Annotated in this window: 20 protein-coding genes and 1 riboswitch; of the genes, 6 read left to right on the top strand and 14 right to left on the bottom strand. The window is 61.6% G+C overall.

The window, feature by feature from the left end; genetic code table 11:
* Window positions 1-12 precede the first annotated feature (12 nt).
* On the bottom strand, window positions 13-1,227 hold the full coding sequence (serB, locus tag QMX86_RS00510; protein WP_041477650.1) for a phosphoserine phosphatase SerB: 1,215 nt from the start codon (window positions 1,225-1,227) through the stop codon (window positions 13-15).
* A gap of 134 nt (window positions 1,228-1,361) precedes the next feature.
* Here serB and QMX86_RS00505 point away from each other — a divergent pair, with 134 nt between their 5' ends.
* Window positions 1,362-2,873, top strand: a complete 1,512-nt coding sequence (locus tag QMX86_RS00505; protein ID WP_110644890.1) for an AhpA/YtjB family protein — start codon at window positions 1,362-1,364, stop codon at window positions 2,871-2,873.
* Window positions 2,874-3,220: 347 nt separating this feature from the next.
* On the opposite strand, the gene QMX86_RS00500 is transcribed toward QMX86_RS00505, so the two are convergent.
* From QMX86_RS00500 to QMX86_RS00460, 9 genes are all read right to left on the bottom strand, one after another.
* Window positions 3,221-3,931: a PqiC family protein gene (locus QMX86_RS00500; RefSeq protein ID WP_024011350.1), complete on the bottom strand. Its 711-nt coding sequence runs from the start codon at window positions 3,929-3,931 to the stop codon at window positions 3,221-3,223.
* A gap of 185 nt (window positions 3,932-4,116) precedes the next feature.
* Complete coding sequence (parC, locus tag QMX86_RS00495) at window positions 4,117-6,381, bottom strand: DNA topoisomerase IV subunit A (RefSeq protein ID WP_024011349.1); 2,265 nt, start codon at window positions 6,379-6,381, stop codon at window positions 4,117-4,119.
* A 7-nt stretch (window positions 6,382-6,388) separates the two neighbouring features.
* Complete coding sequence (locus QMX86_RS00490) at window positions 6,389-6,913, bottom strand: TIGR02281 family clan AA aspartic protease (protein ID WP_024011348.1); 525 nt, start codon at window positions 6,911-6,913, stop codon at window positions 6,389-6,391.
* The gene (locus QMX86_RS00485) at window positions 6,910-7,899 is read right to left on the bottom strand and encodes an esterase-like activity of phytase family protein (RefSeq protein ID WP_110644889.1); all 990 of its coding nucleotides are present in this window, start codon (window positions 7,897-7,899) and stop codon (window positions 6,910-6,912) included. Before QMX86_RS00485 ends, QMX86_RS00490 begins: the two co-directional genes overlap by 4 nt.
* On the bottom strand, window positions 7,899-9,806 hold the full coding sequence (gene parE / locus QMX86_RS00480) for a DNA topoisomerase IV subunit B (protein WP_282385071.1): 1,908 nt from the start codon (window positions 9,804-9,806) through the stop codon (window positions 7,899-7,901). The genes QMX86_RS00485 and parE overlap by 1 nt, the downstream gene beginning before the upstream one ends.
* Before the next feature lie 41 nt (window positions 9,807-9,847).
* A complete protein-coding gene (locus tag QMX86_RS00475) occupies window positions 9,848-10,456 on the bottom strand; it encodes a YqiA/YcfP family alpha/beta fold hydrolase (RefSeq protein WP_282385073.1) in 609 nt (202 codons plus the stop codon).
* A gap of 290 nt (window positions 10,457-10,746) precedes the next feature.
* Window positions 10,747-11,562 (bottom strand): 3',5'-cyclic-AMP phosphodiesterase, encoded by an 816-nt coding sequence (gene cpdA / locus QMX86_RS00470; protein WP_282385075.1) that lies wholly within the window; start codon window positions 11,560-11,562, stop codon window positions 10,747-10,749.
* Window positions 11,563-11,659: 97 nt separating this feature from the next.
* Window positions 11,660-12,112: a DUF1249 domain-containing protein gene (locus tag QMX86_RS00465; protein WP_016771972.1), complete on the bottom strand. Its 453-nt coding sequence runs from the start codon at window positions 12,110-12,112 to the stop codon at window positions 11,660-11,662.
* Window positions 12,103-12,720, bottom strand: coding sequence for an NUDIX domain-containing protein (locus tag QMX86_RS00460; RefSeq protein WP_024011344.1), 618 nt, complete (start codon window positions 12,718-12,720; stop codon window positions 12,103-12,105). Before QMX86_RS00460 ends, QMX86_RS00465 begins: the two co-directional genes overlap by 10 nt.
* Before the next feature lie 228 nt (window positions 12,721-12,948).
* Here QMX86_RS00460 and QMX86_RS00455 point away from each other — a divergent pair, with 228 nt between their 5' ends.
* Complete coding sequence (locus QMX86_RS00455; protein WP_282385077.1) at window positions 12,949-13,695, top strand: RsiV family protein; 747 nt, start codon at window positions 12,949-12,951, stop codon at window positions 13,693-13,695.
* On the opposite strand, the gene cytX is transcribed toward QMX86_RS00455, so the two are convergent.
* Window positions 13,664-14,956 carry a putative hydroxymethylpyrimidine transporter CytX gene (cytX, locus tag QMX86_RS00450; protein ID WP_282385079.1) on the bottom strand — a complete coding sequence of 431 codons (1,293 nt, stop codon included), beginning with the start codon at window positions 14,954-14,956 and terminating at the stop codon, window positions 13,664-13,666. The genes QMX86_RS00455 and cytX overlap by 32 nt on opposite strands.
* Window positions 14,957-15,096: 140 nt before the next feature.
* A complete protein-coding gene (gene thiC / locus QMX86_RS00445) occupies window positions 15,097-16,986 on the bottom strand; it encodes a phosphomethylpyrimidine synthase ThiC (RefSeq protein ID WP_110644886.1) in 1,890 nt (629 codons plus the stop codon).
* Window positions 16,987-17,130: 144 nt separating this feature from the next.
* Window positions 17,131-17,236: riboswitch (TPP riboswitch) on the bottom strand.
* A gap of 204 nt (window positions 17,237-17,440) precedes the next feature.
* On the opposite strand from thiC, the gene QMX86_RS00440 reads away from it, so the two are divergent.
* Window positions 17,441-18,874 (top strand): TolC family outer membrane protein, encoded by a 1,434-nt coding sequence (locus QMX86_RS00440; protein ID WP_282385082.1) that lies wholly within the window; start codon window positions 17,441-17,443, stop codon window positions 18,872-18,874.
* Between the two features lie 1,586 nt (window positions 18,875-20,460).
* Here the strand turns inward: QMX86_RS00440 and waaA are convergent.
* Entirely contained in the window at window positions 20,461-21,735 is a 1,275-nt protein-coding gene (gene waaA, locus QMX86_RS00435) for a lipid IV(A) 3-deoxy-D-manno-octulosonic acid transferase (RefSeq protein ID WP_130928210.1), read from the bottom strand.
* A gap of 11 nt (window positions 21,736-21,746) precedes the next feature.
* Window positions 21,747-22,643 carry a LysR family transcriptional regulator gene (locus QMX86_RS00430; RefSeq protein ID WP_282385084.1) on the bottom strand — a complete coding sequence of 299 codons (897 nt, stop codon included), beginning with the start codon at window positions 22,641-22,643 and terminating at the stop codon, window positions 21,747-21,749.
* Between the two features lie 107 nt (window positions 22,644-22,750).
* On the opposite strand from QMX86_RS00430, the gene QMX86_RS00425 reads away from it, so the two are divergent.
* The 3 genes from QMX86_RS00425 (at window position 22,751) to QMX86_RS00415 (ending at window position 25,270) form a co-directional block, all read left to right on the top strand.
* Window positions 22,751-23,083 carry a multidrug efflux SMR transporter gene (locus tag QMX86_RS00425; protein WP_150638310.1) on the top strand — a complete coding sequence of 111 codons (333 nt, stop codon included), beginning with the start codon at window positions 22,751-22,753 and terminating at the stop codon, window positions 23,081-23,083.
* Between the two features lie 202 nt (window positions 23,084-23,285).
* Complete coding sequence (locus QMX86_RS00420; protein WP_217864530.1) at window positions 23,286-24,461, top strand: FAD-dependent oxidoreductase; 1,176 nt, start codon at window positions 23,286-23,288, stop codon at window positions 24,459-24,461.
* Complete coding sequence (locus tag QMX86_RS00415) at window positions 24,458-25,270, top strand: aldo/keto reductase (protein ID WP_282387722.1); 813 nt, start codon at window positions 24,458-24,460, stop codon at window positions 25,268-25,270. Before QMX86_RS00420 ends, QMX86_RS00415 begins: the two co-directional genes overlap by 4 nt.
* Window positions 25,271-25,276: the final 6 nt, after the last annotated feature.

The raw sequence follows: 25,276 nt of genomic DNA, 5'->3' as shown, positions 1-25,276 counted from the left end.
CTTATCGAGATCTCAGAGCTGCCCGTCGCGATCGCGGAAACCCAGCAGATACAACACACCATCCAGCCCCAGCGTTGAGATCGCCTGCTTCGCCGACTGCTTGACCAGTGGTTTGGCGCGGAATGCCACGCCCAGCCCGGCAATCGCCAGCATCGGCAAGTCGTTGGCGCCGTCGCCGACGGCAATGGTCTGCTCCAGACGCAGACCTTCCTTGTGCGCCAGTTCCTTGAGCAAGTCAGCCTTGCGCTGCGCATCGACAATCGGCTCGATCGCCACGCCGGTGCACTTGCCGTCGACCACTTCCAGCTCGTTGGCAAACACGTAATCGATGCCAAGCCTGGCTTGCAACTGCTTGGCGAAATAAGTGAAGCCGCCGGACAGGATGGCGGTTTTGTAGCCGAGGCGCTTGAGTTCGGCGAACAGGGTTTCGGCGCCTTCGGTCAGGCGCAGCGAGGCGCCGATCGAGTCGAGCACGCTGACGTCGAGGCCCTTGAGCAGCGCCAGACGCTCCTTGAAGCTGGCGCGGAAATCCAGTTCGCCGGCCATGGCGCGCTCGGTGATTTCAGACACTCGATCACCCACGCCGGCCGCCTTGGCCAGCTCATCGATGACTTCCGCTTCGATCAGCGTCGAGTCCATGTCGAACACGGCCAGACGTCGGTTGCGACGGAACAGCGAATCTTCCTGGAAGGCGATATCGACGTTCAATTCCTGGGCAACGCTGAGGAATTCGGCGCGCAAGGCCTGCGGATCGGCAGCTTCGCCGCGCACGGAAAACTCGATGCAACCCTTGCCCTTGTCGGCCGGTGTGTCCAGCGGCATGCGCCCCGACAGACGGTCGATATGGTCGATGTTCAGGCCATATTTGGCGGTGATCGCGCTGACCGCCTGCAACTGGCCGGCAGTGACCTTGCGCGTCAGCAGGGTAACAATATGGCGCTTCTTGCCCTGATTGCCCACCCATTGCTGGTAGTCCTCTTCGGACACCGGGGTGAAGCGCACTTGCTGATCCAGTTCGTAGCCTTTGAACAGGATGTCCTTGAGCACCGATTTGCCTTGCTCGGAATCGGGAATTTCAACCAGGATGCCGAACGACAGGGTGTCGTGGATCACCGCCTGACCGATGTCGAGAATGTTCACACCACCTTGTGCCAGAACACCGGTGATGGCCGCCGTCAGACCCGGACGGTCGACTCCCGTGATGTTAATCAGGACGATTTCGCGCAACGCGCACCCCCGCAACTGGAAAAAAACCGCATTCTACCCACTTTCAGTGACCATCGGGCACCGCGAGCGCTTTGCCGGTCTGGGGCCTGTCGCTATACTGCGCGTCAACTTCACGGACAAAGAGCCGAGCTCAAGTGAACCGGCCCACGCCAGTCAAAACCGATAACTTCTTCCTGCTGATCTTCCGTGCACTGCGCCATCGCCGTGTACCGATTGCATTGCGCATTGCCAGCCACAACGTGATCCTGGTCGCTCTGGCCCTGGTGATCTATGCCGGGGTGATGGGTCTGCAATTCAAGCAGGCCATGCACGAGCAGGCCGATGCGCTGGGCGAAAGCCTGACCACGCAGACTGCCACGTCGGCCACCGAGCTGCTGGTGTCCAACGACATCCTCAGCCTCAACGTGCTGCTCAACAACCTGACCAAGAACAAACTGGTCGCCCACGCGGCGATCTACAGTGTGGACAACCGCATCCTCGCCGAGTCCGGTCAGCGTCCCAAGCACAGCCTGCTGGGCGAAGCCGAGGGCATGTATGAGAGCAAGATCACTTTCCAGGACGTGACGGCCGGGCAACTGCGCATCAGCCTGGACATGGATCAGTTCCAGCAGCCAATGACCATCAGCCTGCAAAGCATGGGCATTCTGAGTGCGATTCTGCTGGCACTGTCGCTGGCTCTGAGCCTGCGCATGGGCCGTTATCTGTCGACGCCGTTGCTGCAATTGCGCGTGTGGCTGCGCCGCATCGACGCGCACACCCCGGGCATCGATCGTCAGGACGAAATCGGCGATCTGGCGCGCCAGCTGCACGCCAGCTACGCCCCGGAACCGGAGCCCGAGCCTGAACCCGAGCCGGAATTCGCCGAGGAAGAAGACGAGCCGGAATTCGAGGTGCGCAACCTGCGCGATCCGAGCTTCGACGAAAGCCGCCCGCTGGCCGCGAAGAAACCGGCGCCGCGTCACCTGGTCAGCACCGTCGAAGACGATGATGACGATGACGCCTTCGCCGACCTGCGCGACGAATCGCTCAACGGCGCCGCCCAACCGCTCACGCGCAAACCGAGCCCTGACGTTCCGCAGCATACCGCCGTACTGGCCGTGCAACTGGGTTCGCAGGAACAATTGCGCCGCTTGCCTCGCGCACGTCTGGAAGAATTGCAGGAACGCTATCGCGACTGCCTCGAGCAGGCCGCGTCGCTGTATCAGGGCGAAATCGAAACCCTCAACGATGGCAGCACGCTGTTGCTGTTCCACACCGAAGATTGCGGCGACGATTACCTGACCAATGCCATCTGCTGCGGCGAACTGCTGCGTGCTCTGGGTCATCAGTTGCAGATCGAGGTCGCAGACAGCGGCATCACCCTGCAATTGCAGCTGGGCCTGACCCTGGGCGATGAGTTGTTCGGTCTGAGCCAGATTGATCTGCTGCTGACCGATTCGGCCCAGGATGCACTGGCCTTGTCGCAACACAGCCGCAATCTGCTACTGGTTGAACGCAAGATCAGCGATGACGCGTTGATCCGCCAACGTGCGAGGATCCGGCCGATCGCCAGCCCTGAGGGCGCGTGCTGTGTGGAGCGGTTGATGGAGCCGTATCCGTCGATGCTGGAGCGGCAACTGGCGCGGATGCATGAGCGCCGGGCGTAAGGCTTAGGCCCGATACGCAAAAGCCCGCAGACGAGTGATTGTCTGCGGGCTTTTTTGTGCGCGGCGTTACTGGAATGTGTGCATCCCTGAAAAGCCCCTCACCCTAGCCCTCTCCCAGAGGGAGAGGGAACCGACCGAGGTGTCTGGCGCCATATATCGACCTGACAGATCTTGGCGATTATGGATTCACCTCCGCGCGTTCACGTCGGTGTAGCTATCGAATATCCCCCAATCGGTCCCCTCTCCCTCCGGGAGAGGGTTAGGGTGAGGGGCTTTTGATCTTCCACCCCACCTCCAGACACAACAAAGCCCGCACAAGGCGGGCTCTGTTGTGACTCGTTCCAGCCTCAGAAGCGAAACACTTCCATATCGGTACGAATCGGCGAGGCCATTGGAATCTTCGGCTGCTTCTCGGCATCCGCCGCAGGCGCTGCGGGTTTCGGCGCGGCTTTACGCGGTGCCTCGGCCACGGGCGGCTGGTTGGCCAGTGGCTTGAGCGCCACCGACAACTGCTCGGCCAGACGCTGCAACAGAACCCCTTGTGCCTGCACCTGGGACGCGGTGCTGCCAGCGTGCGTCTCCTGCAGGTGAATGATGCGGTTATCACGCACCTTGCCGCGACGATCGATCAAACGCCACTGCGCATCGAGAATCGCCGGTTGTTTCGCTCCGGAATCCAGACGGGTGATGGTCAGCAACACCTGCACATCCGGTGTGAACCCGGCGGTAGCAGGCGCCAGCACCACACGCTGGCTGTCCAGGTGACCGGCGACCTGACGCATCAGCAACTGATCGATATCCGACGAAAGGCTGCCAGCCCAACGACCGTCGGTCGCCGCTTGCAGGCTGCCGTCGGGTTGACGTTGCAGCAGGGTTTCGCGTTGCAGGTAATCGGCTACAACCACCGGCCCCAGCAAAACCGCCATGCCCGCGCTTTGCGCAGGCTGAACCGGACTTCCGCTGTCCAGTTGGTACAGCGACACCGGCTGGTGAACGCTGCAACCCGCCAGGCCAAGAACGCCGGCGAGCAACAAAATAAGGGGGCGTAGAGCAGTCATCATCCCGTCCAGGTGGCCGCCACAAGGCTGACCACAGTGAAAATACTCAATAAATATGAAGAACGCTCGGCCACGCCGGCGCTTGAAAGGCCATATCATCCGTGAATATGCGTTCCGACTCCAGCGCCAAAGCGTCGATCTACGCGTTTAATCGCAGATCGAACGCTCTAGGAAGGCGTTCTCGCCTAATTGAGGTTTTCGACGAGCAGCGCATCGACCCGTTGGAAGCCCCGCGGAAGTTTGTTTCCGCGCCGTCCACGCTCACCTTTGTAGTGCTCGAGGTCGTCGGCTTTCAGTGACAGGGTCCGTTTGCCAGCCTGCAACACCAGGGTGGCGCCTTCCGGCAGGACGGCGATGTCCGTGACATATTCTTCGCGACTGGCCACGCGTTCACCGGAGATACCGATGATCTTGTTGCCTTTGCCCTTACCCAATTGTGGCAGATCGCTGATTTTGAAGATCAGCAGGCGACCTTCGGTCGTGACCGAGGCCAGCCAGTTCTGCTCACGATCGGCCACAGGGCGCGGCGCGATGACCTTGGCGTTGTTCGGCAGGCTCAACAGGGCCTTGCCGGCCTTGTTCTTCGCTTGCAGATCTTCGCCTTTGACCACGAAGCCATAACCGGCATCGGACGCAATCACGTACAGCGCATCGTCTTCGGGCATCAGCACGCATTCGAACGAAGCACCCGGTGGCGGCGTCAGACGGCCGGTCAAGGGTTCGCCCTGACCACGGGCCGACGGCAAGGTATGCGCGGCAACCGAGTAGCTGCGACCGGTGGAATCGATGAACACGGCAAACTGGTTGGAGCGCCCCGCCGCCGAGGTCTTGAAGCCATCGCCGGCCTTGTACGACAGACCGGTGGCGTCGATGTCATGGCCCTTGGCCGAACGTACCCAGCCTTTTTCCGACAGCACGACGGTGACTTTCTCGTTCGGCAGCAGGTCGTGCTCGCTCAACGCCTTGGCTTCGGCGCGCTCGACGATTGGCGAGCGGCGGTCGTCGCCGTAGGTTTCGGCGTCTTTGAGCAGCTCGGTGCGCACCAGTTTCTTCAACTTGGCTTCGCTGCCCAGCAGGGCTTGCAGCTTGGCCTGTTCCTTGAGCAGTTCGTCCTGCTCGTCGCGCAGCTTCATCTCTTCCAGTCGCGCCAACTGACGCAAGCGGGTGTCGAGGATGTAGTCGGCCTGAATCTCGCTGAGGGCGAAACGCTCGATCAGCTTGGCTTTCGGGTGTTCCTCGGTGCGGATGATGTGGATCACTTCATCCAGGTTGAGGTAGGCGATCAGCAAACCGTCCAACAGGTGCAGGCGCCGTTCGACCTTGTCGAGGCGGAATTGCAGGCGGCGACGCACGGTCAGCACGCGGAACTCCAGCCATTCGACCAGCAGCGCACGGAGGTTTTTCAGCTGCGGCTTGCCGTCCAGACCGATGATGTTGACGTTGACCCGGTAGGTCGATTCCAGCTCGGTGCTGGCGAACAGGTGCTGCATCAGCGCTTCGTGATCGACGCGGCTGTTGACCGGGATGATCACGATGCGGCACGGGTTTTCGTGGTCGGATTCGTCACGCAGATCGGCGATCTGCGGCGCTTTCGACGGTTTGGCCTGCATCAGCGCGGCGATCTGCTCCAGCACTTTGGCGCCGGAGACCTGATGCGGCAGCGCGGTAACGATGATGTCGCCATCCTCGACGTGGTACACGGCGCGCATGCGCACCGAGCCCTTGCCGGTTTCGTACATTTTCAGCAGGTCGGCACGCGGCGTGATGATTTCCGCTTCGGTCGGATAGTCCGGCCCCTGAATGTGTTCGCAGAGCTGCTCGACCGTGGCTTTCGGCTCATCGAGCAGACGCACGCAGGCGGTGGCGACTTCACGCAGGTTGTGCGGCGGCACGTCGGTGGCCATGCCCACGGCGATACCGGTGGTGCCGTTGAGCAGAATGTTCGGCAGGCGCGCTGGCAACACCAGCGGCTCCTGCAGGGTGCCGTCGAAGTTCGGCCCCCAGTCAGCGGTGCCCTGGCCCAGTTCGCTGAGCAGCACTTCGGAATAGCGCGACAGCCGCGCTTCGGTGTAACGCATGGCGGCGAAGGACTTGGGATCGTCCGGCGCACCCCAGTTGCCCTGGCCGTCGACCAGCGTGTAGCGATAGCTGAACGGCTGCGCCATCAGCACCATCGCTTCGTAGCACGCCGAATCGCCGTGGGGGTGGAACTTGCCGAGCACGTCACCGACGGTACGCGCCGATTTCTTGTGCTTGGAATCAGCGTCCAGCCCCAGTTCGCTCATGGCGTAGACAATACGCCGCTGTACCGGCTTCAGGCCGTCGCCGATATGCGGCAAGGCGCGGTCCATGATCACGTACATGGAGTAGTTGAGGTAGGCATTTTCGGTGAAGTCAGCCAGCGATCGGCGTTCTACACCGTCCAGGCTGAGATCAAGGGAGTCGCTCATGCGGGCCTCATCGGTTCGTTGTCTGGCGCAGCAGCATGGTGCCACCGCGCTGGGTAAATTCAAGTCTGTTCAGGGCGCTCATGCCGAGCAGCACCTGATCGCCATGCAGCCCTGGCGCCACCAGTGCGCGCACATCCCGCAGGACGATGTCGCCCAATTGCAGGCGGGCAATCTTCGTTCGATAGCCCTGGCTCAGGCCGTTGGCCGTGCTCAGGGTCACGCCAAAACCTTCTTGCAGCTTCAAACGCTTGGCCAGATCCGCCGGGATCGCCACATCGGTCGCGCCGGTATCGAGCATGAACTCGACCGGTTCGCCGTTGATCTGGCCACTGGCGACAAAATGCCCTTGGGCATTGCTCGCCAGTTTCACTTCGATAAAACCTTCGCCCTGCTCCGACGTGACCACGATGTTCGGATTCTGCTGGCGCTGCTCCCACTGACCGAAAAACCGCGTCGCGAGAAACAGCGCCGCGCACCAGGCGAGGATCATCAACACCCGACCGGCACGCTTGCCCGGTGGCTGCTGGCTCATGGCCTGGCGCTCCAGCCACCGTCCGGCGCGGCGAAGCGCCAGACCACCGGGCGGACTTCGCCGTCGGCACGCGGGCCAAAATTGTTGTCGACGCCGACCCACGCACCTTCGGCATCAATGATCAGCGCTTCTTCCAGTCCGTAGTTCTGCGAGTAGCGGCGATTTTCCTGCAACAGTTCGCCGGCGTACGACCAGCATTGCTCGACTTTGGCCGTCTGTGCATCGCGACGGCAGATCTCGAAAGCGTTGCGCTCAAGGGTAAACAGCTTGCCGTTAAACAACGAAATGTCGGAAAAGTCGCGATGAACCGCTTTCGCCTTGGGAAACTGCGGCGGCTGCATCTCCTTGCCGCCCTCACTGAGCAGCACGCAGCGACCGTCACAATCCCACACCGTCTGCTGGCGCTTGATCAGCAGCAAACCGCGTTTTTGCCGTTCGGCGGCCAGCCACATCTGATCACCGGCCGGGTTGATCGCCAGGCCCTCGAAGATCGAATTGAATTTGAGCAGCATGCCGCTCGCCCGCGCTTCGCGAACCAGCAGCGGCGAGATTTTCAGCCAGTTAGCCGGGCCACTGACCGGCACCTGCAACACCGCCGCATGGGCCTCACTGACGATGTAGCGATTGCCTACGCTGTCGCAACTGATGCCTTCGAAATCCAGATCGCCACCGCGAATGAACGATGCAGCCCAGGTGCGCGAACTCAAACCCCACGGCAAGCCGCTCTCGGGCACGGGCGGCACGTCGATGTGCACGGTTTGCGCCTGCCAGACCGGATCGCGGGTATCGAGCCGATAGATCTGCTCGTCATCGCGATCGGAAACCGTCCACAGCTCATTGCCGCACATGGCCAGCCCCGACAGGTTACCGCCGCGCATGCCTTCGACCGGGTGTTCGGAAAGCAGCCGCAATTGTTGCAGCGGCTCGGCCGACACGCTCAGCGCACTCAGCAGCAACGCACCCGCCAAGGCCCAGCCAAACTGCATCAGGCCAGCACCTCGGCGAGGTTGCCTTTGGATTCCAGCCAGGATTTGCGGTCGCCGGCGCGTTTCTTCGCCAGCAGCATGTCCATCATTTCCGAGGTTTCGGCGAAGTCTTCGCCCAGCGTCAACTGCACCAGACGCCGAGTGTTCGGGTCCATGGTGGTTTCACGCAGTTGCGGCGGGTTCATTTCGCCCAGACCCTTGAATCGGGTGACCTGCGGCTTGCCGCGTTTCTTCTCGGCGACCAGGCGATCGAGAATACCGTCGCGCTCGGCCTCGTCGAGAGCGTAGTAAATCTCTTTGCCGAGGTCGATGCGGTACAGCGGCGGCATCGCCACATAGACGTGACCGGCATCCACTAGCGGGCGGAAGTGCTGGACGAACAGCGCGCACAGCAAGGCCGCAATGTGCAGACCGTCGGAGTCAGCGTCGGCGAGGATGCAGATCTTGCCGTAGCGCAACTGGCTCATGTCCGCCGCACCCGGATCGACGCCAATGGCCACGGCAATGTTGTGCACTTCCTGGCTTGCGAGCACTTCGCTGCCGTCGACTTCCCAAGTGTTGAGGATCTTGCCGCGCAACGGCAGGATCGCCTGGAACTCCTTGTCCCGCGCTTGCTTGGCCGAACCGCCGGCGGAGTCACCCTCGACCAGGAACAGTTCGGAACGCATCGGGTCCTGCCCGGCGCAGTCAGCCAGTTTGCCCGGCAGCGCCGGACCTTGGGTGACGCGTTTGCGCTCGACTTTCTTGCTCGCCTTGAGACGGCGGCCGGCGTTGTTGATCGCCAGTTCGGCCAAGGCCAGCCCGGTTTCCGGGTTGGCGTTGAGCCACAGGCTGAAAGCGTCTTTCACCACACCGGAGACGAACGCCGCCGCTTCACGGGACGATAGACGCTCTTTGGTCTGACCGGAGAATTGCGGTTCCTGCATTTTCATCGACAGGACGAACGCGATGCGCTCCCAGACGTCTTCCGGCGCCAGCTTCACGCCGCGCGGCAGCAGGCTGCGGAATTCGCAGAACTCGCGCATCGCGTCGAGCAGGCCCTGACGCAGACCGTTGACGTGGGTACCGCCCTGCGCGGTCGGGATCAGGTTGACGTAGCTTTCCTGCACCGCGTCGCCACCTTCCGGCAGCCACAGCAGCGCCCAGTCGACCGCTTCCTTATTACCTGCGAAAGCGCCGCAGAACGGCTCGTTCGGCAGCCGTTCGAACTCGCTGACCGCATCGACCAGATAAGAGCGCAGGCCGTCTTCGTAATGCCACTCGACTTTCTCGCCGGTGCCTTTGTCTTCGAAGCTGACCAGCAGCCCCGGGCACAGCACAGCCTTGGCCTTGAGCACGTGCTTGAGGCGGCTGATGGAGAATTTGGGAGAATCGAAGTATTTCGGGTCCGGCGCGAAGTACACGCTGGTGCCGGTGTTGCGCTTGCCGACGGTGCCGACGATTTCCAGCTCGGAGGCCTTGAAGCCGTCCTTGAAGGTCATCTGGTATTCGTTGCCGTCACGTTTGACCCGTACGCGCACTTCGGTCGACAGCGCGTTGACCACGGAAATACCCACGCCGTGCAAGCCGCCGGAGAACTGGTAGTTCTTGTTGGAGAACTTGCCGCCCGCGTGCAGCTTGGTGAGGATCAGCTCGACGCCGGACACACCCTCTTCCGGGTGGATGTCGACCGGCATGCCACGGCCGTCGTCGCTGACTTCCAGCGAATGGTCGGCGTGCAGGATGACCTGCACCGATTTGGCGTGGCCGGCCAGGGCTTCGTCGACGCTGTTGTCGATGACTTCCTGGGCGAGGTGGTTCGGCCGACTGGTGTCGGTGTACATGCCGGGGCGTTTGCGCACCGGGTCGAGGCCCGAGAGGACTTCGATGGCGTCGGCGTTATAAGAACTAGCGCTGGGAGTGGCCATAAGGTCTCGTCGTCAGTCATTCATGAAAGAGGGGCAAGACTTCACAGCGTGATGAAATCGATTGCCTGATACATATCGGCAGCCATGCCGGCAAAACTCAGCAACGCCGGCAATTGCCCGGCAAAGCCCTGGAAACTGTGGTCGCCGCCCGCCTGGATGCGCAAGGCACAGGCGCGGTAATACTGTTGGGCGAGGCGATAATCCAGCGTTTCGTCGCCGGTTTGCAACCAGACCTGATAACGCTGCGGATCCTGCGGTGGCGGCACTTCCAGTTCGGCCAGCGCCGTGACGTGGTCGTGGGTCAGTTCCCAGGTTTCATCGGTGTAGAGGTTCTTCTGCGTGCCCAGATAACCATCGAACATCCGGTGCGGGCTGACCGCCGGGTTGACCAGCAGGGCTTTCAGGCCATGGCGCTCGGCCAGGTGAGTCGCATAGTAGCCGCCGAGCGAACTTCCCACCAGCAACGGCCGGCCCAGCTCGGCGATTGCCTGCTCGAGCTGACCGATGGCTTCGCGCGGATGGTGATGCAGCGCCGGCACGCGCAATTGCCCGCTCAATCCCAGCCGCTCCATGACCGCGACCAGCTGACAGGCCTTCTTCGAGGCCGGCGCGCTGTTGAAACCGTGGATATAGAGGATCGAACCGGACATTTGAGCTCCCTGGCTGTCGGCGAAAGATAGCGGAGTTTACAGGGAGAAGGACCGGGATTGGGGGTGGGTTCAATAAATTGGTGTGACAGCACAAGCTGCCCTCACCCTAACCCTCTCCCGGAGGGAGAGGGAACCGACTGGGGGATATTCGAGAGCTACACCGACCTGAACGTTTTGCTGCGAATCCATAATCGATATCGCTGTTTCAGGTCGATGCACAGCCAAAGATACCGCGGTCGGCCCCCTCTCCCTCTGGGAGAGGGCTGGGGTGAGGGTCTTTGATTGTCAGTTCAGTAACCTTTGGAGCCGTAATCGACGATGAACTCGAAGTCGGTGACTCTTTCGACGCCCGTTTCCAATTTCCCGTCCGGCAACAATCGCAGCCAGCGATACCCCGGCGCCTGCTCGCCCACCTTGAAATCCGCACTGCCCGGCTCGAACTGGATGCACGTCGAAGGCGAAGCCATCAAGCGCACGCCATTGCGCTCGCGATCGATTTGCTGATGCACATGCCCCCACAACACCGCGCGAACCTGCGGGAAGCGATCCAGCACTTCAAAGAACGCTTCCGGGTTGCGCAGGCCGATCGGCTCCATCCATGCGCAGCCGATCGACACCGGATGATGATGCAGGCACACCAGATGATGACGCTCCGGCGCCTCGCTCAGCGCGCGGGCCAGCAGCTGCAACTGATCATCCTGCAGATAACCCGGCACCGAACCCGGCACCGCCGAATCCAGCATCGTCACCCGCCAATTGCCGATATCGACTATCGATTCGAGCAAGGTGCTCTGCACCGCCGCCTCGGCCATGACCATCGGCTCGTCGTGATTGCCGGGAATCCAGCGCGCCGGGGCATTGATCTGCGCGCTCATCTGGCGGAAGGCCTGATACGACTCCAGCGTGCCGTCCTGGGAAATATCGCCGGTGGCCAGCAGCAGGTCGATCTGCGCCTGTTGCGCCAACACCAGGTCGATGACCTGTTGCAGGCTCTCGCGGGTCTTCATGCCCAGCAGCTTGCTGTGCGCTTCAGCGAACAGGTGGCTGTCGGACAACTGCACCAGCAGCGCCGGGTCGGCGTTGGTAATTGTCGATACGCTGGGCAAGGCGCTCTCCCGGGGCTAGGCACGCAATGGATGGGTGCGGCAATTATGCTGGGGGATGACACAAAGGGGAAACCGCCGAAGCGGACGCAGTTCACAACTAGCGAACGACTTCGTACTCGTGCCCCAACGCCAGGCAATGACTCAGCCATTCGCCCAGAAACACATTGAGCTGGGCCTTTTCATCGGGCTGGTGCATGGCGGCGTTCGGATAAGGATAGATGCCGCGAAAGCGTCGTGCATGCTCGGCGCTGACCACTTCAGCCATGCGCGCGTCGTGGTAGACCTGCACTTCCAGTTGCGGCACCGGCAACCATGGCAGGCTGTGCTCCTGGCGTACCTGCAAGGTCGTGGTGTACGGGCAGGTCTGCAGCACTTCGAGGGCGAGCACGCCGAGCATCTGTTCGCCCTGAGTCACGGCGATGCGCCGCGCCTCGGGTTCGTTGCGCATGTCCGGCAGCAGTCGCATCAGGCGCGCGTAGTTGGCCTCGCAGGCGGCTTGCAGCCCCACGAGGTCAACCCGATAACGATCGCGCAGCTTGTTTACGACCATAGCCCCCTCACTTCGGCGCGGTTCAGCGCCAGCCACTGCAAGGCGATGATGCTCGCCGCGTTGGCAATACGTCCGTCACGCACGGCCTGCAAGGCATCTTCAAAGGCCCAGACCGTTACGCGAATGTCTTCGGCCTCTTCTTCCAGCCCGTGCAGACCGCCGACACCGTCGGTGCTGCAACGCCCCAGATACAAATGCACGAATTCGTTGCTGCCACCCGGCGATGGGAAGTACTTGGTCATCGGCCACAACGCCTTGATGTCCAGCCCAGCTTCCTCCTGCGCCTCGCGGTGAGCAACTTCTTCCGGTTGCTCATCCTTGTCGATCAGACCGGCGACCAGTTCGACCAGCCACGGGTTGTCGGCCTTGCCCATGGCGCCGACACGAAACTGCTCGATCAGCACCACTTCATCGCGCTGCGGATCGTAAGGCAGGACGCACACGGCATCGTGGCGCACGAAGATTTCCCGGTTGATCTCGCGGCTCATGCCCCCGGCGAACAGCTCATGGCGCAAGTGCACACGGTCGAGCTTGTAGAAGCCCTCGTAGCATTTTTCGCGCCGCACGATATCCACGGCGGTCGGAATGGCGTTGGCAAAGTCAGTCATGATCATCCTCTTTACTGCATATCCTTTACGGGGTTTCCGCGTACAACCGGCAACCTCGACTTCGCGCCATCCTAACGCGCTCGCACCGTTTGATGCAGCCCCTTTACCGTCAGCGGGATGGACGGTGAAGCTGAAACACACTCTAATCAGCTTAGTGGCGAACTGACTGCTTCGTTGAGAGTCGAAGCGGTAACTTTTTCGCCTTCCCCTGCTTTCGAAAGGACGCCCATGTCGCTTTTCAAAATTGCCTCTGTGGCCGCTATTGCCCTGACTCTGGGCGCTTGTGCCAGCCTGTTCCAGCCCAACTATCGCACGCCGCTGGAAACCACCCGCGACGCCTCGGAACAACTCAAACCCGGTTGTTCCAACCCCGATTGCCCGTTGTTGAACATCGACACCCTGCGTTTCCCGGATGAGCCGGCACTGGACGGCATCATCGAAAAACGTCTGCTGCAAATGACCCGCACCGAGAAGAACGCACCGGTAGCGCCAACCCTGGCCGCCTACCGCGAGCAGTTCCTCGCCAGCGCCGGCCCGCGCAACAGCAGCTATCTGCAAGCGAAAGTACGCGAGCAGCATGACGGACTGGTGATCATCGAGCTGTCGAGCTACCTCGACACCGGCGGCGCCCACGGCACGCCGGGTCGCGGTTTCATCAACTATTCGCGCCAGCAGCACAAGGTGCTGAACCTGTCCGACATGTTGCTGCCGGGTCAGGAAGAGGCATTCTGGAAAGCCGCACAAGTGGCGCACAACAGTTGGCTGATCAGCACCAAGCTCGATCAGGAGGCGGAATTCGTCGCGAACTGGCCGTTCGTGAAAACCCCGCACGTGGCGCTGACCTACGGTGGCGTGATCCTCAAGTACGACGTGACCACCATCGCGCCCTATGCGCTGGGCCACGTCGAACTGAAGATTCCTTACCCGCGCCTGAACGGCATTCTCAAGCCCGAGCTGTTTCCCGGCCGTAACTGAAGGCCCGGCCCAGCACCAGTTGTAGCAACCCTGCCAGCACCAGCGCCGGCAGGGTTGCGCCGACATCCGGATACAGATTCGCCAGCAAGTGGTAGGTGCTCACACCACCCAGCCAGGCCAGCAACGCCGGCCAGCGCAATGCGGCTGACGCGACCTGAGCACTGCGTTTGCGCAGAATGAAGTGATCCACCAGCACCACGCCGAACAGCGGCGCGAACACCGAGCCGATCAACAGCAGGAAATTCTGGTACTGCGCCAACGGCGCCAGCAGTGCGATCAGCGTGCATATCACGCCGATGGCCAAGGCCAGATGCTCGACTTTCAGACGCAACAGAATCCCGCTCGATACCGCCGCCGAGTGAATGTCGGCAAAAGCGTTTTCCGACTCGTCGAGCAGAATCAGCAACAGCGGAATGCCCAGACCGGCGCCTGCCAAGGCCAGCAGCAACGCATTGACTTCACCGCTCGGCGCGAACGCCAGGGTGTAGGCCACCCCAAGGCTCATCAGCCAGAAGTTACCGATGAAAAAACCCACAGCCGTGCCACCGAAAACATTCTTCGCGCGTTTGCCGAAACGCGAGTAGTCGGCAATCAGCGGCAGCCATGACAGCGGCATGGCGATGGCAATGTCGAAGCCCACGGCAAACGGCATCGAACCGTCACCGGCGCGCGCCCACAGTGCCGCGAGGTCGGCTTTGGCAAACAGGTTCCAGGTCAGCCAGAGGCACGCCGCGAGCAACAGCCAGATGCCCCACTTGCGCAGAATCTGCCGCACGAACGTCAACGGCCCGCTCACCGCGAGCAACGTTGCCAATGCGCCGAAAACCAGTGTCCACAAGACAGGGTTCGACCACAGCGAACCTTCACTGAACGCGCGGCTGCCGAGCAGGCTGGCGGCGTCGCGCATGACGATGATTTCGAACGAGCCCCAGCCGATCAGTTGCAGCAGATTGAGCAGCGCCGGCAGGCTCGCGCCTTTGCTGCCGAGGCTGAGCTTCAGCGCCGCCATCGATGACAGGCCGGTGTCGCTGCCGATCACGCCGACTGCAGCGAGCAACAGCACGCCCACCAGCGTGCCAAGGAAGATCGCCAGCAAAGAACCGGACAGACCCAGACCCGGCGCGAGCAATGCGCCGGTCTGCAAAACCATCAGGCCGATGCCGAGGGAGAACCACAGGGAAAACAGATCGCGACCGCCGAACACACGCTTTGCAGCGGGGACGGCGAGATCGGGAGAATAGGTGCCGGGTTGAATGCTCAAGGGTGTTATCTCAAAGGGACATTTGTTGTGATCGTTCCCACGCTCTGCGTGGGAATGCCTCTCGGGACGCTCCGCGTCCAGTGACGCGGAGCGTCACGGGCTGCATTCCCACGCGGAGCGCGGGAACGATCAGTACGGGGTCAAACTTTCTTGTAAAGCTGACTGCCTTCCTGCCTGAACCGCTCGGCCTGCTCCGCCAGACCTTTGGCGACGTCCACGTCAACCGCGTCGATGCGTTGGTTGGCCGCGTATTCACGGACTTCCTGGGTGATCTTCATCGAGCAGAATTTCGGCCCGCACATCGAGCAGAAATGCGCGACCTTGGCCGAGTCCTTCGGCAGGGTTTCGTCGTGATAGGAACGTGCGGTGTCCGGGTCCAGGCCGAGGTTGAACTGGTCTTCCCAGCGGAATTCGAAACGCGCCTTGCTCAGTGCGTTGTCACGGATCTGCGCGCCCGGGTGTCCCTTGGCCAGGTCCGCCGCATGTGCGGCGATCTTGTAAGTGATGATCCCGGTCTTCACGTCATCCTTGTTCGGCAGGCCCAAGTGCTCCTTCGGCGTCACGTAGCAGAGCATCGCGCAACCGAACCAGCCGATCATCGCCGCGCCGATACCAGAGGTGATGTGGTCGTAGCCCGGAGCGATGTCGGTAGTCAGCGGGCCGAGGGTGTAGAACGGCGCCTCGTCGCAGCATTCGAGCTGCTTGTCCATGTTCTCTTTGATCAACTGCATCGGCACGTGGCCCGGGCCTTCGATCATGCATTGCACGTCGTGCTTCCAGGCAATCTTGGTCAGCTCGCCGAGGGTTTCCAGTTCGCCGAATTGCGCTTCGTCGTTGGCGTCGGCAATCGAGCCCGGACGCAGGCCATCGCCCAGCGAGAAGCTGACGTCGTAGGCCTTCATGATTTCGCAGATTTCGTCGAAGTGGGTGTAGAGGAAGTTCTCTTTGTGGTGCGCCAGGCACCACTTGGCCATGATCGAACCGCCACGGGAGACGATGCCGGTGACGCGTTTGGCGGTCAGCGGCACGTAACGCAGGAGCACGCCGGCGTGAATGGTGAAGTAGTCGACGCCCTGCTCGGCCTGTTCGATCAGGGTGTCGCGGAACAACTCCCAGGTCAGGTCTTCAGCGACGCCGTTGACCTTCTCCAGCGCCTGATAGATCGGCACGGTACCGATCGGCACCGGCGAGTTGCGGATGATCCACTCGCGGGTTTCGTGAATGTGTTTGCCGGTGGACAGGTCCATCACCGTGTCCGAGCCCCAACGAATGCCCCAGGTCAGTTTCGCCACTTCTTCTTCGATCGAAGAACCCAGGGCGCTGTTGCCGATGTTGCCGTTGATCTTCACCAGGAAGTTACGGCCGATGATCATCGGTTCCAGTTCGACGTGGTTGATGTTGGCGGGAATGATCGCGCGGCCACGGGCGATTTCTTCGCGGACGAATTCAGGGGTGATTTCTTGCGGAATGCTTGCGCCGAAGCTGTGGCCGGCATGTTGCTGCTTGAGCAGGCCGGCCGCGCGCGCTTCTTGCAACTTCATGTTTTCGCGGATGGCGACGTATTCCATCTCGGCAGTGATGATGCCTTTGCGCGCATAGTGCATCTGGCTGACGTTGGCCCCGGCCTTGGCGCGGCGCGGGTTGTTGACGTGGGCGAAGCGCAGTTTGGTCAGTTCGGCATCGGCCAGACGCTGCTGACCGAAGTTCGAACTCAGGCCCGGCAGGCGCTCGGTATCGCCACGGTCATCGATCCACGCTGAGCGCACATCGGCCAGACCTTTGCGCACATCGATGACCACGTTCGGATCGGTGTACGGGCCGGAGGTGTCGTAGACGGTGACCGGGGCGTTGATCTCGCCGCCGAAATCGGTCGGGGTTACATCGAGGCTGATTTCGCGCATCGGCACGCGAATGTCCGGGCGCGAGCCCTGAACGTAGACTTTTTGCGAACGGGTGAACGGCTTGACCGATTGCTCGTCGACCTTGGCCGAGTCACTCAGGTTGATCGCGTTTTTTTCTTTTGTTGTCATCACAGGCTCTCCAGACGGCATCCAGCAGTGGATTGTCGGAGCAGAACCTGAAAGGCACGGACGCACCAGGACCGGTGCTGTGCATTCGTCATGGCGTTCGATTGTCGAACAATATCCCGGACGAAGCACAAGAGGACTCGCCGGGTGACGAGAAATCTTGTTCCCTACGCAGGCGCTAACCTGATCAGGTTCAACGGGATCCGAAATTATTCGATCTCAGCCTCATAGCAAGGCACCCCGACAAGAACCCGGCCAGTCTAGACACAACCATCAAGGAACGCCAACACCGCAGCGAACGCCATGATGAATGGCGTAAATACCCAGGTTGGCCGATTGTTGCCGGAGCAATGCGCAACTACACTCGCTGGGCCTGCTCAGCCTTGACGCTGTGCGGGCTGCGCCTTACCTTTGGCGCCCGGATTACTTCCATAATATTCATGCTAGGGATCGCCTCATGCTGCGCAAACTTTCATTGGCTGTTGCCGTGTCCTGTGCGTCCAGCACAATGGCCTGGGCAGCGGAAGCACCCTTGTCGACCAAAACCGATCTGGTCAGCGTCTATCAGGAAGCGGTCGACAACAACGCCGACCTCGCGGCGGCCCGCGCCCAGTATGGCGCGCAGAAAGAAGTGGTGCCGCAGGCCCGCGCCGGTCTGCTGCCGAACCTGTCCGGTGGCGCCGAAGTTGCTGACGTGCGCACCTCGATCGACCAGCCTTCAGCCATCGCCAACCGCAGCGCGCATTCCTATCAGGCGACCCTCGCGCAGCCGCTGTTCCGCGCCGATCGCTGGTTCCAGTATCAAGCGGCGAAGGACGTCAACGAGCAGGCCGCTCTGCAGCTGTCGGCCACCGAGCAGAACCTGATCCTGCAGAGCGCTGAAAGCTACTTCAACGTGCTGCGCAGCCAGGACAACCTGGCCTCGACCAAGGCTGAAGAAGCCGCGTTCAAACGTCAGCTCGATCAGTCCAACGAGCGCTTCGATGTCGGCCTCTCGGACAAGACCGACGTGCTGCAATCGCAAGCCAGTTACGACACCGCGCGAGCCAACCGCATCGTCGCCCAGCGTCAGGTCGATGATGCGTTCCAGGCGTTGATCACCCTGACCAACCGTCAGTACAACTCGATTCAGGGCATCGTTCATACGCTGCCGATCCTGCCACCGGCGCCCAACGATGCGAAATCCTGGGTCGACACGGCGGCGCGGCAGAACCTCAATCTGCTCGCCAGCAACTACGCGGTCAGCTCTGCCGAACAGACACTCAAGCAGCGCAAGGCCGGCCACTTGCCGACCCTCGACGCCGTGGCGAAATACGAGAAAGGCGACAACGACGCCCTCGGCTTCGCCAACCCCAACTCGTTCGGCGCGCCTTATGGCGGCAACGTCGAGCAAAGCACGCTGGGCCTGCAACTGAACATCCCGATCTACAGCGGCGGGCTGACCAGTTCGCAAGTGCGTCAGTCCTATGCGCAACTGGATCAGAGCGAACAGCAGCGCGAATCGCTGCGCCGGCAAGTGGTGGAAAACACCCGCAATCTGCACCGCGCGGTGAACACCGACGTCGAGCAGGTGCAGGCGCGCCGCCAGTCGATCATCTCCAACCAGAGCGCGGTGGAAGCCACGGAAATCGGTTATCAGGTCGGCACACGCAACATCGTCGACGTGCTCGACGCGCAGCGCCAGCTGTACACCTCGGTGCGCAACTACAACAACACCCGCTACGACTACATCCTCGACAACCTGCGCCTGAAACAGGCAGCGGGGACGCTGAACCCGGGTGATCTGGAAGATCTGCGGCGCTATCTGAAAGCCGACTACAACCCGGACAAGGATTTCCTGCCACCGGATCTGGCGTCGGCGGCTGAAGCGCAGCTCAAGGCCCGGCCATAAGCAATCTGGAATGAATCCCCTGTGGCGAGGGGATTTATCCCCGTCCGGCTGCGCAGCAGTCGTAAATCCGGCTTGCCAGATCTGACTGAATCACCGCGCTGAATGGTTTTGGGGCTGCTTCGCAACCCAGCGGGGATAAATCCCCTCACCACAGTAAGTCCCGGCCATAAACAATCTGAATGAATCCCCTGTGGCGAGGGGATTTATCCCCGTCCGGCTGCGCAGCAGTCGTAAATCCTGCTTGCCAGATCTGACTGAATCACCGCGCTGAATGGTTTCGGGGCTGCTTCGCAACCCAGCGGGGATGAATCCCCTCACCACAGTAATATTCCAGGCGACTATTGGATCAGCCGCGCCAGACCATCCAGCCAAAGGCGCGGCCCTAAAAAATCTGGAATGAATCCCATGTGGTGAGGGGATTTATCCCCGTCCGGCTGCGCAGCAGTCGTAAATCCTGCTTGCCAGATCTGACTGAATCACCGCGCTGAATGGTTTCGGGGCTGCTTCGCAACCCAGCGGGGATGAATCCCCTCGCCACAGTAAGTCCCGGCCATAAACAATCTGAATGAATCCCCTGTGGCGAGGGGATTTATCCCCGTCCGGCTGCGCAGCAGTCGTAAATCCTGCTTGCCAGATCTGACTGAATCACCGCGCTGAGTGGTTTCGGGGCTGCTTCGCAACCCAGCGGGGATGAATCCCCTCACCACAGTCATATTCCAGGCGACTATTGGATCAGCCGCGCCAGACCATCCAGCCAAAGGCGCGGCCCTAAAAATCTGGAATGAATCCCATGTGGTGAGGGGATTTATCCCCGTCCGGCTGCGCAGCAGTCGTAAACCCTGCTTGCCAGATCTGACTGAATCACCGCGCTGAGTGGTTTCGGGGCTGCTTCGCAACCCAGCGGGGATGAACCCCTCGCCACAGTAAGTCCCGGCCATAAACAATCTGAATGAATCCCCTGTGGCGAGGGGATTTATCCCCGTCCGGCTGCGCAGCAGTCGTAAATCCTGCTTGCCAGATCTGACTGAATCACCGCGCTGAATGGTTTTGGGGCTGCTTCGCAACCCAGCGGGGATGAATCCCCTCACCACAGTAATATTCCAGGCGACTATTGGATCAGCCGCGCCAGACCATCCAGCCAAAGGCGCGGCCATAAAAAATCTGGAATGAATCCCATGTGGTGAGGGGATTTATCCCCGTCCGGCTGCGCAGCAGTCGTAAATCCTGCTTGCCAGATCTGACTGAATCACCGCGCTGAGTGGTTTCGGGGCTGCTTCGCAACCCAGCGGGGATGAATCCCCTCACCACAGTAATATTCCAGGCGACTATTGGATCAGCCGCGCCAGACCATCCAGCCAAAGGCGCGGCCATGAAAAATCTGGAATGAATCCCCTGTGGTGAGGGGATTTATCCCCGTCCGGCTGCGCAGCAGTCGTAAATCCTGCTTGCCAGATCTGACTGAATCACCGCGCTGAATGGTTTTGGGGCTGCTTCGCAACCCAGCGGGGATGAATCCCCTCGCCACAGTAAGTCCCGGCCATAAACAATCTGAATGAATCCCCTCACCACAGTAATATTCCAAGCGACTATTGGATCAGCCGCGCCAAGCCATCCAGCAAGCGCTGCAATGCGCCCTGATTGCGCCGCATCACCGCCAGCCCGGCCTCGGCCATGCGCTGCGCATCACGCGGCAGTTCGAACAAGCGCTGCACCTCGACTGCCAGGCCTTCGGCATCATCCACTTCGGCCAACGCCCCGGCTTCGCGCAGTTGCGCAGCGATGTCGAGGAAGTTGAACAGGTGTGGGCCGCTGAGTACCGGTTTCGCCAGCGCGGCGGGTTCGAGCAGGTTGTGCCCGCCATTCGGCACCAGACTGCCGCCGACAAATGCGCTGTCGGCCAGGGCATAGAGAAACAGCAACTCGCCCATGGTGTCGCCAAGCAGCACGCGCGTCTGCGCATCGACATTGGCCCCGGTCGAGCGACGTACCGTGGCGAAACCTTCGCGCTGGCACAGGTCGAACACCGAATTGAAGCGCTCCGGATGACGCGGCACCAGAATCAATAATGCATCCGGATGATTGGCCAACAGGCGACGATGGGCGTCGAGCACCACTTCGTCTTCGCCTTCGTGAGTGCTCGCGGCGATCCACAAGGGACGATCCTGTGCCTGCCACTGGCTACGCAGATCGGCTGCACGCTGCAACAGTTGCGGGTCGATAGTCAGGTCGAACTTGATCGAACCGGTGACGTCAACGGTTTCCGAACGCGCGCCGAGATCGCGGAAGCGCTGGGCCTCGGCTTCGGTCTGCACCGCCAACAGGCTCATCTCGGCAAGCATAGGCGCGGTGAGTTTGCTGAAACGGCCATAGCCTTTGGCGGAACGCTGCGACAACCGTCCATTGGCCAGCGCCACCGGAATTCCGCGCTTGGCACACTGATGAATGTGGTTGGGCCACAGCTCGGTTTCCATGATCACCGCAAGTTTCGGCTGCACGCGATCAAGAAAACGCGCCGCCGCACAAGGCAAGTCATACGGCAGATAGCAGTGTTGAATGCGCGATTCGTTGGCGAACAGTGCCTGAATCCGCTCCGAACCGGTCGGGGTCATGCAGGTCACGGTGATCGGCAGCGCCGGATAGCGTTCCAGCAGCGCGCGGATCATCGGCGCGGCGGCAATGCTTTCGCCCACCGATACCGCGTGCACCCAAATGCCGCCGGGCTGCAAGGTCGGCATGCCAAGAGTAAAGCGCTCGCCAATGCGCTTGGCATACGCCGGCGCCTTGCGCGCGCGCAGCCACAGCCGAATCGCCACCAATGGCAGCCCCAGGTAAAACAGCGCGGTGTACAGAGTTCTATTCATGGCGGCGGAGTTTATCGGCTTTTGTCGCCGATCGCCCGCAAGTGCACGGCAAAACGTTCCGCCAGCCAGCGCGCGGCGGGGCCGAGCGGTTCGTCGCGGCGCCAGACCAGTTCCACCACCAACGCCGGCGGCGTCCATTCGCTATCGAGTTCAACCATTTGGCCCTGATACGCCGAGTACTGCACAACGTGGCGCGGTAACCACGCCCAGCCGAGATCGCGCACCAGCCATTCGGACATCACGTAAAAACTGTCGGCGCGCCACACCTGCGGGCTGGCCGGCTCGTTGCCGGGATAGACGCTGGTCTGCGTCGACATCAGCAATTGCCGGTGCTGCGCCAGTTGCTGGCAGGTCACGTAGGCCTGCTGCGCCAGCGGATGATTGACACCGCAGACCGTGACCATTTCCACTCGACCCAGTACGCGCCGCTCAAGGGCTTCGGGGATTTCATCGTGATAGAACAACAAGCCAAGATCGGCGCGGCGCTCGACCAGTTTGCGCGCAACTTCGCCTTGGGCGGCGCTGGTCAGTTGCACTTCCAGGCTGGGAAACTGCTCGGCCAGTTCGCCGAAACTTTCCACCAGCGCTTGATACGGCATCGCCTCGTCCTGAGCCACCCGCAACTGCGCCTCCTGACCGCGCAGCATGGCCATCGCGCGGCCGTTGAGGCGCTCGCACTGGCGCAACACTTCCCGCGCCTCTTCCAGCAATGCCTCGCCCGCCTCGGTGAGACTGGGCTGACGGCCACTGCTGCGCTCGAACAGGCTCACGCGCAAATCCTCTTCGAGCATCGCGACAGCACTGCTGATCGCCGATTGCGCCTTGCGTTGTCGGCGTGCCACGGCGGAGAACGATCGCTGTTCGGCGACGTCGACAAATACCCGCAGCTGCTCGAGATTCCATTGCATACGATTTTTCAACCTATCTACTGAACAGATAGCTAATGACTTTACCCCATCTGAACAGTCCCTAAAATGTCACTCCAGCAAGCAATGATTTATTTGAGGATCAAGCCATGAACGCCTACGTCTATCTGGCCATCGCCATCTGCGCCGAAGTGATCGCCACCGTTTCGATGAAAGCGGTCAAGGGCTTCAGCACTCCTCTACCGCTGATTCTGGTGATTGTCGGCTACGGGATTGCATTCTGGATGCTGACGCTGGTAGTGCGCACCGTTCCGGTCGGCGTGGCCTACGCGGTCTGGGCCGGTATGGGCATTGTGATGGTCAGCGTGGCGGCACTGTTTATCTATGGGCAGAAGCTGGATATCCCGGCGATGCTGGGGATGGCGTTGATCGTGCTGGGCGTGGTGGTGATTCAATTGTTCTCGAAAACCGCCGGCCATTAACTGCCAGACACAATCCCCTGTGGGAGCGAGCCTGCTCGCGAATGCGGTACATCAGTCAACACATATGTCGACTGGCATTCCCTCTTCGCGAGCAGGCTCGCTCCCACATTGGCCCATATGTTCGGCATGTTGATCATCGACAAATCCGCCCCTTTCCCGAGTCTGTATACTGCGCCCTCGTCTTGAGCACTGAGGTCGTTGCATGCCATCCGTTATTTCCACCGACGTTCTGATTGTCGGCGCTGGTGTCGCCGGCCTCTGGCTGAATGCGCGCCTGCGCGGTCAGGGTTTTTCGACCGTGCTGGTGGAAAGCGCCAGCCTCGGTGGCGGGCAGAGCGTGAAGTCCCAGGGCATCATCCATGGCGGCGCCAAGTACGCGCTGCACGGCGCGCTGACCGGCGCCTCGGAAGCCATCGCCGACATGCCGCGACGCTGGCGCGAGGCGTTGGCCGGCAATGGCGAGCTGGATCTGTCTGGCGTACGCCTGCTGTCCGAAGCGCATTACCTATGGTCGCCAGGCACGCTGGCCGGCAACCTGACCAGTTTCTTCGCCAGTAAAGCCGTGCGTGGCCGGGTCGATCAGGTCAAGGGCGATGAACTGCCGCCGGCCCTGCAAGACAAGCGTTTCAAGGGCAAGGTCTATCGCCTCGCCGAACTGGTGGTGGATGTCCCGAGCCTGATCCAGCGTCTGGCCGAGCTGGCCGGCGACGGTCTGCTCGCCGGTAAGGTGATCGAACCGCTGCTGGAAGCCGGCGTGCTGGTCGGCCTGAAAGTCGACGGCCGTGAGATCCGCGCCCAGCGCATCGTCCTCAGCGCCGGCGCCGGTACAGCCGAATTGCTTGAAGCCTTGGGCCTGAGCCGTCCGGCCATGCAGCGCCGCCCCCTGCACATGATCCTCGCCAAAGGTCCCGGCTTGAAACCGCTGTACGCGCACTGCCTGGGCGGCGGCACCAAGCCGCGCATCACGGTGACCACGCACCCGGCCGCTGACGGCCAGTGGGTCTGGTACATGGGCGGCGACATTGCCGAAAGCGAAGGCGTGGCCCGCGAACCGGCGGAACAGATCGCCACCGCGCAAAAGGAAATCGCCCAGTTGCTGCCGTGGATCGACCTCAGCACCACGCGATGGGCGACCCTGCGCGTCGATCGCGCCGAGCCGCTGCAAACCGGCCTGACCCGCCCGGACAACGCGTTCCTCGCCGAGGAAGGTCGCTTGCTCGTCGGCTGGCCGACCAAACTGGCACTGGCGCCGGACTTCGCCGACCGCGTTATCGCCTCGCTGCAACGCGACGGCATCCAGCCGCAGGCGACTGAACCGCTGCCGCCGCTGCCGAAACCACCGCTCGGTGTACCCGCGTGGGAGCAACTGCTGCCATGACCATCGCCACTCTGCACGAACTGCATCGCTCGCTGGGCAGCACCGGCCTGTCGGTGTCGCCGCTGGGTCTGGGCACGGTCAAACTCGGCCGCGATCAAGGGGTGAAATACCCCAACGGCTTTCAGATTCCCGGTGACGACGAGGCGCGCATGCTGCTGCGCCAGGCGCGGGATCTGGGCATCAACCTGATCGACACCGCGCCGGCCTATGGTCGCAGCGAAGAACGCCTCGGCCCGCTGCTACGCGGCCAGCGACAGGCTTGGGTGATTGTCAGCAAGGTCGGCGAAGAGTTTGCCGATGGCGTGTCGCGCCACGACTTCAGCGCTGCGCACACGCGAATGTCGGTCGAGCGCAGCCTGCAACGTCTGGAAACGGATTTCATCGATCTGGTCCTCGTGCACTCGGACGGCAACGACATGGCCATCCTTGAGCACGAAGAGGTCTACGCCACCCTCGCCGCACTGAAGGCCGAGGGCAAGATTCGCGGCTTCGGTTTTTCCGGGAAAACCGTCGAAGGTGGGCTGAAAGCGCTGGAGCAAGGCGACTGCGCGATGGTCACCTACAATCTGAACGAACAAAACGAAAAGACAGTCATTGACTATGCTGCTGCCCACGGCAAAGCCATTCTGGTGAAAAAAGCCCTGGCCAGCGGTCATGTCTGTCTGAGTCCGGGAGTCGATCCGGTGCGCGCCAGCTTCGAGTTGCTGTTCACTCATCCCGGCGTCGCCAGTGCTATTGTCGGCACAATCAATCCGCTGCACCTCGCCCATAACGTAGCGACCGTTGCCCAGGTCCTGCGTAGTCACTGACGCCGC

This window comes from Pseudomonas sp. PS01270 (genome assembly GCF_029959775.1).
Classification (GTDB): Bacteria; Pseudomonadota; Gammaproteobacteria; order Pseudomonadales; family Pseudomonadaceae; genus Aquipseudomonas; species Aquipseudomonas atacamensis.
Note: the sequence above shows the minus strand (reverse complement) of the source record. Positions and strands in the feature narration are given on the sequence as shown.